Genomic DNA, 8858 nt, shown 5'->3' on the forward strand with positions numbered 1-8858 from the left:
AATATGAAATAGTTACTTTAAAGCTTTCAAAGCAACCAAGTCATTGATTTCATTTTTAATTTCCAAAACTATAAAGGGATAAGAGCGGTCCAATGGAGTCATTAATGCTACGATATGATCAAAATTTTCATTTGATTTTCCATATGCTTCTATTTGTTCAAGAACTAATGTTTGTTCCGATAGCCCCAATGTCTTAAAGCTGGATTTGAGTTTGTGAGCAAGTTCTGAAGCTGCTTTTGGATCATTGTTCTTTACAGCTATCTGTAACTTTTTATAATCTCTTGGGGTTTCTTCTATAAACATCTCCAGTACGGATTGAATAATTTCTTTGTCGTAAGAAAATGTTTTCTGTAATCCCGAGAGATCACATAACTTTTGATCATTATGATCAGGGATTTCCTGATTCGATTGTTTGTGAATTCGGGGTGTAGTTCCTTGCTTATCTAAAGTAGGTTTTAAGCTTACTAATAATTCTTCTAACGCTTTTTCTCTAATTGGTTTTGTGAGATAAAAATCCATTCCAGAATCCATTGCCGCTTTTTTAGATTCCGGAAAAACATCAGCAGAGCAGGCTATTATAGGAATGTTTTTGATTTTTGGGTTATCGTGATTTCTGATATGCATAGTTGTCTCAGCCCCATCCATTATTGGCATATGCATATCCATTAATATTAAATCGTAAAACTTATGTTTAAGTTTTTCGAGTGCTACTTTTCCATTTTCGGCTATATCAGCGTCGATGTTCCAAAGAGAGAATAATTGTTGGATGAAGAACTGGTTCATTCTATTATCCTCTACAATTAATACATTCATTCCAGAAATAGATTCTGAATCCTTTGGTATGTTAGAGGAAGTATTATTTTTTATTGCAGTAAGTTTACTTTTCTTGTAGTCAATAGAAAACGTAAATTCAGATCCAACATTAGGAGTGCTTTTTGCGTGTAAGTTACCTCCTTGTAGTTCTATGAGTTGTTTAGATATAGCAAGTCCCAAACCAGTTCCTTCGATTTTGTGTTTTCCAGGTTCGTGAACCTGATAAAAGCTGCCAAAAATATGATCAAGTTTATCTTTAGGTATACCAATACCCGTGTCTTTTACGCAAAATTTTATAGAAACGATGCCTGATTTTTTTATTGTTGCAGTGATTTTAATCACTACCTCTCCCTTATGAGTGAACTTTACTGCGTTGCTTAACAGGTTTGTGAGAATCTGATTTAGTCTGAATTGGTCTCCAATAATAAATTTTGGAAGCGATGGATCTATATAGGTCTTATAATTAAGCCCTTTTTCATCTGCTTTGATTTTAAATCCGGTTGAAATGTTATCAATCAGTTCACGTATGTTGAAATCAGTCTTTTGCCAAATAAGTTTTCCAGCTTCGATTTTTGAGAAATCCAAAATATCATTTACAAGAACCAAAAGATTTTCGGCAGAAAATTGAATACCGTCCAGGTTAGCTTTGTCAATTTCAGGATTTGAAAACCCACTTTTCTGTAAAATACCAGTAAGCCCCAGAATAACGTTTAACGGTGTTCTGATTTCATGACTCATATTAGAAAGAAAAGTAGACTTTGCTTTTGCGGATTTTTCAGCAAAGACCTTAGCTTCTCTGATTTCATTATCTATAAGTTTCCTATTGGTAATATCTCTGAAAAAAGCATTAAACAGATAATCATCTTTGGTTTTGATTGCTATAATTGTGAGTTCTACGTATACGATCGTGCCATCTCTAAGTGGTACCGAAGTTTCTACTCTTTTATTTATTAATTGTCCTTCTCCGGAATTTATATAGTCCTCAAAACTATGTTGTAATTCTTGTCTCAATTTGTAAGGGACAAGAGAATAGATACTTTGACCTATTGTTTCTTCTTTTTTTACTCTTAGAATAATTTCTGCTTGCTTGTTCCAATCCAGTACAATACCATTTTTATCCGTTAAAATGATTCCGTCTAATGCTGTGTCCAAAATTCTGGATTTTAAATGCTCACTATGTTTGAGGTCTTCTTCGATTTTTTTTCTTTCAATAACTTCCTTGGTAAGATTTTCGTTGACTTCTTCTAGGCTATTTAATTGCTTTTGAAGCATTTTTAGCATTTGTTGCTTACTTGGGAAATTTATTAATTCTTTAGCAAAAATCTCTTCAGGAATTACATTTAATGTTGCCGTAAAAGAGTCGAGTAGGTGATAAGACTCAAAATGTTGTTTGTATACATTTAGATATAAGTTTATGATTGCGTTCTCTCCTAGACTTTCTTTAATTTTTGAGAATATAACTGAAGAAAACGATAATAGTTTTTTTCTTCCTTTTATTACATCAATGGTACTACAAGCGTTGTCAAAAGTCTTTAAGTCAGATTTTATAGTGTCTAAATCAGGATCGTTGAATACGCCAATCAATTCTAAAGACTTTTCTATTATATTTATAAGAAATATTTTGCAGATACTTAGTTCTTGTCGTTTAAGATCTAATAGTATAGGAGTAAAATTTTGATACTTATCTAAGGAAGGGTATGCTAAGCGTATTTTGTCTCTAAGTTTTCGTTTTGTGTATGTATGCGCAACTTTTTTTTCAATTAAATGATTTTCTAAAAATAAATATACCTCCGGAAGTGATTTGATTTTGTTTTCGAAAGAAAGTTTTGTAAAAACATCAATTTTCTCTTTTATCACCAATGAATTGCTCTTTATATCAATCTCATCCCACAAAAAATGTATCAGATGTATAATATCTTTTTCGTCTCTATGTAAAGAGTTTTTAGGCTTTCTTTTTTTAGGTAAGGTTTTAAACCAATTTGGGATCATGAAGCATTATTTTATCTGTGGCATTTATTTAGCAAACAACTCATGTTGATAACTTGAGTTGCAACATATAAATTGACCTTCGTTTTTCCCCAAAAAAACACGTTTTAAAAAAATGAGTTAAAATTACACGAAACGGACAACAGATCGAATATACGCTTTAAAGGCATGATCGTCTATTTCTTACTATTTTAAAATATACTGGGCTAAAAGTAATAAAAAAAAGGTAATTAGTTTTTATTTAAATCGATAAAAAACATTTTTTATCGATAAAAAACATTATAATTCGTGATTTTGTAACAAAAAGCCCACTTTTTAAAGTGGGCTTTTATTATAAGTGAGAGAATATATTATTAAAAAATTACTTTACTTTTTCTACAATCGCTTTAAAAGCTTCTGGGTTGTTCATTGCTAAATCTGCTAGAACCTTACGGTTTAATTCGATATTATTAGCCTTAGCTTTCCCCATAAATTGAGAATAAGACATACCATGTAAACGGGCACCTGCATTAATACGAGTGATCCATAAAGCACGGAAAGTTCTTTTTTTGTTTCTGCGGTCTCTGTAAGCATATGACATTGCTTTATCAACTGCATTTTTTGCTACTGTCCAAACGTTTTTACGACGTCCAAAATAACCTTTTGCTTGCTTAAGAACTCTTTTTCTTCTAGCTCTTTTTGCAACAGAATTTACTGATCTTGGCATATTTTTAAATTTTTTAGTAGTAGGCGTCCGATCATCAATCGGCACTTAGTTTTTTAATTTTTAAATCTACAATTGTACATCAAAAATTATAAAAGCCTAACTCCTGGGTTTATAATAATTTTAACCTGATTAAAAAGCGATTACTTTAAACGTAATTGTTCTTTAATACTATTTTCATCGCTTTTATGCACTAGTGTAGAGTGCGTTAAAGCTAGCTTACGCTTTTTTGATTTTTTTGTCAAAATATGACTCTTAAAAGCGTGCTTTCTTTTGATTTTACCCGTACCTGTAAGCTTAAAACGCTTTTTAGCACTGGATTTTGTTTTCATTTTAGGCATTGTATCCTTGTTTTTATAATAATCTCACTTATTATCTTTAGTATTACTTCTTTATATAAAAAAGTTTCTATTACTTCGTTTTCTTAGGAGCGATAAACATGATCATTCGTTTACCTTCCAATTTAGGCATTTGCTCAACTTTACCATAATCCTCTAGTTCCTGAGCAAGTCTTAGTAAAAGTATCTGCCCTTGATCTTTGTATATGATCGAACGACCTTTAAAGAAGACATACGCTTTTAACTTAGCTCCTTCACTTAAAAACTTGATGGCGTGCTTCTTCTTGAACTCATAATCGTGTTCATCCGTGTTTGGCCCAAATCTAATTTCTTTTATAGTGACTTTGGTGGCTTTATTTTTAAGAGCCTTGTCTCTTTTTTTCTGCTCATAAAGGAACTTTTTATAGTCCATAATTTTACAAACAGGAGGTACCGCTTTCGGAGAAATTTCTACGAGATCTAATTCTTTCTCTTCGGCAAGTGCAAGTGCTTTTTTGGTTGGGTAAACACCAACTTCTACATTGTCGCCTACGAGACGTACTTCATCAACCCTAATTTTATGATTGATTCTGTGAGCATCTTCTTTAATTACTCTTAGTGGTTTCTGAGACCTTCTTCTTCTTATTGCTATGACTTAAAAATTTTAAATTAAACTTAATTATTTTATCCGTTAAATGGTTTTAACGTTCTATTAATTTCTTCATTAATAATTTCAGTGAACTTTTCAATACCAACTGCTCCCATATCTTCTCCTCCGTGTTTCCTAACAGATATTGTATTATCTTTCTCTTCTTGCTCCCCTACGATAACAATGTAAGGAATTTTTTTCATTTCTGCTTCTCTAATTTTTTTACCCATAGTTTCATTTCTATGATCTGCAAGGGCGCGAATTTCGTTATTTTCTAACAAATTTAAAACTTTTTCCGCGTATTTTTCATATTTCTCACTGATTGATAAGACAATAACTTGTTCAGGCATTAGCCAAAGCGGGAAGTTACCAGCTGTATGCTCCAATAAAATAGCAATAAATCTTTCCATACTACCAAAAGGTGCTCTATGGATCATAATTGGTCTGTGCATCTCATTGTCGCTCCCTTTGTATTGAAGATCAAAACGTTCGGGTAAATTATAATCTACTTGGATAGTTCCTAATTGCCAGCTTCTTCCTAGAGCATCCTTTACCATAAAGTCCAGCTTAGGGCCATAAAATGCAGCTTCTCCACTTTCTACTACGTAGTCAAGTCCTTTATCCCTTGCGGCGCTTATAATTGCATTTTCGGCTTTTTCCCAATTTACAACATCACCAATGTATTTTTCTGGGGTATCTAAATCCCTGACCGATACCTGTGCTGTAAAATTTTCAAAACCTAAAGACCCAAATACATATAGTACCAAATCTATTACCTTTTTGAACTCTTCATCTAATTGATCAGGAGTACAAAATATATGGGCATCATCTTGCGTAAATCCACGTACACGTGTTAGTCCATGGAGTTCTCCACTTTGCTCATATCTATACACGGTGCCAAATTCAGCATAACGTTTGGGTAAATCCCTGTAAGACCATGGTCCGCTATTGTATATTTCGCAATGATGCGGACAGTTCATGGGTTTTAATAAAAATTCCTCTCCCTCTGCAGGTGTATGTATAGGTTGAAAGCTATCTTCTCCATATTTAGCATAATGTCCAGAGGTGACATATAGCTCTTTCTGTCCAATATGTGGCGTAACAACCATTTCATAACCAGCTTTTTTTTGAGCTTTTTTTAAGAATTGTTCTAATCGCTCACGTAAAGCAGCACCTTTTGGTAACCAAAGAGGCAATCCTTGACCAACTTTTTGCGAAAATGTAAAGAATTCTAATTCTTTACCTAATTTTCTATGATCTCGTTTTTTTGCTTCTTCTAATAATTCAAGGTGTTCCTTAAGTTCTTTTTGTTTCGGAAACGAAGTGCCATAGACCCGAGTAAGTTGTTTGTTGTTTTCATCACCCCTCCAATAAGCACCGGCGACACTCATTATTTTTACTGCTTTGATTAAACCAGTGTTAGGAATATGTCCTCCGCGACATAAATCGGTAAAGGTGTCGTGATCACAAAAGGTGATAGTTCCGTCTTTGAGGTTTTCAATTAATTCAACTTTGTACTCGTTACCTTCTTCTTTATATTTTGCTAGTGCATCATCTTTGGAAACGGACCTCATTTTGAACTCATGTTTTCCTCTGGCAATTTCTAACATTTTGTTTTCGATGGCTTTAAAATCTTTTTCAGAAATGCTTTGATCTCCGAGATCAACATCATAATAAAACCCATTGTCAATCGCTGGTCCAATGGATAACTTAACTCCTGGGTATAATTCTTCTAATGCTTGTGCTAAAACGTGTGAAGTAGAATGTCTAAAGGCTTTTTTTCCGTCTTCATCTCTCCAAGTAAACAAAACTAGATTTCCATCGGTGGTTAATTCTGTTGATGTTTCTATGATGGTGTCATTGAATTTTGCCGAAATAACATTTCTTGCAAATCCTTCGCTAATATCTTTTGCAACATCCATAGCAGTAATATTGCTATGATATTCTCTAACCGAACCGTCAGGTAACGTGATTTTGATCATTATTTTTCTAATTAAAAAAGCAAAGATAATACGTTAATAAAATCCTCACAATAATTACTGGATATTTAAAATAAATAAAGCAATACGTGCGATTTACATGTCTAAGTTTTATTAGAATATCTTTATCAATTTGTTGTTTAAATTGATAAGGATATTTGGTATGATTAAACTTTTTATATTTTTACGTATTGATTATGGCTTGGCGTGCTTTCTTTTTAATTCATTTTTTAAAATGTAAGTAGCCATGATCTTTAGTCTTAATCAAGAATATGTCTATAGGTGTAAGAAACAGCAATAAGTTAAATAGCAACCGTATGAAGATGATGTTTTTTTTTACATTATCTTTTTGTGTTATGTCTTCTTTCTCTCAGGAAACAAATTATGTCCAAGAAGATTTGGAAGAGAGGCTTAAAAACATGAATAACTTAAATCCTGAAGAATTTTTTCCGTTGGTTTCCCCTCTTTTAGGTAACGAGAAATCCCGTATTTGGGGACTAGATTATCTGGGTAGATACTACATGGAGAAAGAAGTTGCAGACTCTACTGTCTATTATGGTGACAAGATATACGAGTTTTCTGTTGGTAAAACTGATTCATTATCTTATGAGTGGTTAAGTAAAGCCTATAATATGCTAGCTGTTGGTTATGGTTTTAAAGGTTTAGTCAAGGTTAGGGGTGAATATCATTTGAAAGGATTAGATCTTTTTGACAAACAACTTGTAAGTAAGGAGATGTCTGTGCATCATATCAGAGGTTTAGCAGATTATTATCTTGATCAAGGAGAATATGATAAGGCAATCCCATTATACAAGAGAAGCATAGATATTGATAAAAACAATAATACGGTTTACTTTTCATATAATAATTTAGGACAAATCTATACTAGAAAAGGTGAGTTTAAGAATGCACTTTATTACTTAAAAAAAGCGTGCGAAGCTCCAGAAGGTTATAAAGCCCGCGGGTATTGTCTTGAAAGTATTAGTGCCTGTTACTTAAAAATGGAGAAATTTGATGAAGCTATTTTTTACGGGGAGCTTGTGCAGAAGATGTTTGAAAATAAAGATTTAAAGTTTGTTCTTCTATCAGGCAATACCATAGCACGAGCCTATCACAAAAAAGGAAAGTATCAAAAGGCTATTGGTATTTATATGGATTTATTAGAAAAAGTAAAGTCAAAGGGGTTTATCGATATAGAAATCCAGATTTTAGACAACCTAAGTGATTCTTTGAAAAAACAAAATAAGTATAAAGAGGCAGAAGAGTTTACTACGCAAAAATATAAACTAAAGGACTCTTTGCTTAAAATTCAAAAAGATAAGGAGATAGCAGAGTTGTTGGTGAAATACGATATACTTAGTCGTGAGAAAAAAATCCAGTTGCTAAGGAAAAATCAGCAAATTAAGGATAATCTTCTGTTGGCAGAGAAAAAGCATATGAAAATGCTTTTTTATGTATTTCTTTTGATAACAATATCTAGTTGTATTCTCTTAATTGTATATAAACAAAAGTTAGTTGCAAAAAATAAACTTAGTAAACAGCAAGAAGAGGTAAATGATGAACGAATAAAATCATTAATAAAAGGGCAGGAGTTAAAGTTGGTTAAAACTTCGTTGGAAGTTCAGAATACAGAAAGAAGGCGTATTGCCCAAGATCTTCACGATAGTATTGGAGGTAATCTGGCAGCTATTAATTTGAAAATTGGTTCTATGGAGGAGCAAGATAAAGAGTTTAGCTTGGTAAGAAAGCAGATAGATGAAACTTATCATCTGGTAAGAAAAATTTCTCATAATCTTATTCCCGACAGTTTTTATGAGAATAAATTTACTGATGTTCTCAAAGAGTATCTGAATGATATGGTAGCAGCTAATGATATAGAAATGACCTTTTGTGTTTTTCCCAAAAGTGAGATTGATACTATAGATGAAAAGTTATCTGTTGAAATTTTTAGGATTATTCAAGAGTTGCTTACTAATACATTGAAACACGCAAAAGCCAACACAATTACAGTACAGATTGATCTGTTGAAAAACAACATACATATTCTTTATGAAGATGATGGTGTTGGATTTAAACCAGATCTTCAAAAAGAGGGGATAGGATTGCAAAGTATTCGTAGTAGATTAAAACAGCTTAATGGAAGACTAATTATTGATTCGGTTTTTAATAGAGGTACAATCTTAGATATAGAAATAAGAAAGGTGAGATAAAGGATAAATGCTAGAACAAAACCTACAGACCTTACGTAGTTTTTCTCTCTTAAATTTGAAATTCCCTGTTAGTTTCCTGTAGTTGTGTGTTTACAAAATAGTTAGTTTTAACCTCTGGTTTGCTAAAGCCTTCTAATTAATTTATTTTTTTGGATGTAAATTAAAGGTTTCGAGGTTATTATAAAAAGGTTAAAATTTTCT

The 8858-nt window shown here is 32.4% G+C and carries 6 protein-coding genes; 1 reads left to right on the forward strand and 5 read right to left on the reverse strand.

All coding sequences use genetic code 11. From position 1 onward, the window contains the following. Positions 1-12 precede the first annotated feature (12 nt). The 5 genes from ACWGOQ_RS23275 to thrS form a co-directional block, all read right to left on the reverse strand. The gene (locus tag ACWGOQ_RS23275) at positions 13-2802 is read right to left on the reverse strand and encodes a PAS domain-containing hybrid sensor histidine kinase/response regulator (RefSeq protein ID WP_452060096.1); all 2790 of its coding nucleotides are present in this window, start codon (positions 2800-2802) and stop codon (positions 13-15) included. A 358-nt stretch (positions 2803-3160) separates the two neighbouring features. Then, entirely contained in the window at positions 3161-3505 is a 345-nt protein-coding gene (rplT, locus tag ACWGOQ_RS23280; RefSeq protein WP_452060095.1) for a 50S ribosomal protein L20, read from the reverse strand. 140 nt (positions 3506-3645) lie between these two features. Continuing rightward, a complete protein-coding gene (gene rpmI, locus ACWGOQ_RS23285; RefSeq protein WP_027394180.1) occupies positions 3646-3843 on the reverse strand; it encodes a 50S ribosomal protein L35 in 198 nt (65 codons plus the stop codon). Positions 3844-3913: 70 nt separating this feature from the next. Beyond that, positions 3914-4429 (reverse strand): translation initiation factor IF-3, encoded by a 516-nt coding sequence (infC, locus tag ACWGOQ_RS23290; protein ID WP_452060152.1) that lies wholly within the window; start codon positions 4427-4429, stop codon positions 3914-3916. Between the two features lie 74 nt (positions 4430-4503). Continuing rightward, positions 4504-6450 carry a threonine--tRNA ligase gene (gene thrS / locus ACWGOQ_RS23295; RefSeq protein ID WP_452060094.1) on the reverse strand — a complete coding sequence of 649 codons (1947 nt, stop codon included), beginning with the start codon at positions 6448-6450 and terminating at the stop codon, positions 4504-4506. Between the two features lie 353 nt (positions 6451-6803). Between thrS and ACWGOQ_RS23300 the strand changes: the two genes are divergently transcribed. Next, positions 6804-8657 carry a tetratricopeptide repeat-containing sensor histidine kinase gene (locus ACWGOQ_RS23300; protein ID WP_452060093.1) on the forward strand — a complete coding sequence of 618 codons (1854 nt, stop codon included), beginning with the start codon at positions 6804-6806 and terminating at the stop codon, positions 8655-8657. The last annotated feature ends 201 nt before the right edge of the window (positions 8658-8858 follow it).

Source organism: Aquimarina ulvae (genome assembly GCF_053613295.3).

Coding starts and splice junctions, on each gene's coding strand:
- ACWGOQ_RS23275 (WP_452060096.1), bottom strand. CDS start 2,802: ATGATCCCAAATTGGTTTAAAACCTTACCTAAAAAAAGAAAGCCTAAA.
- rplT (WP_452060095.1), bottom strand. CDS start 3,505: ATGCCAAGATCAGTAAATTCTGTTGCAAAAAGAGCTAGAAGAAAAAGA.
- rpmI (WP_027394180.1), bottom strand. CDS start 3,843: ATGCCTAAAATGAAAACAAAATCCAGTGCTAAAAAGCGTTTTAAGCTT.
- thrS (WP_452060094.1), bottom strand. CDS start 6,450: ATGATCAAAATCACGTTACCTGACGGTTCGGTTAGAGAATATCATAGC.
- ACWGOQ_RS23300 (WP_452060093.1), top strand. CDS start 6,804: ATGTCTTCTTTCTCTCAGGAAACAAATTATGTCCAAGAAGATTTGGAA.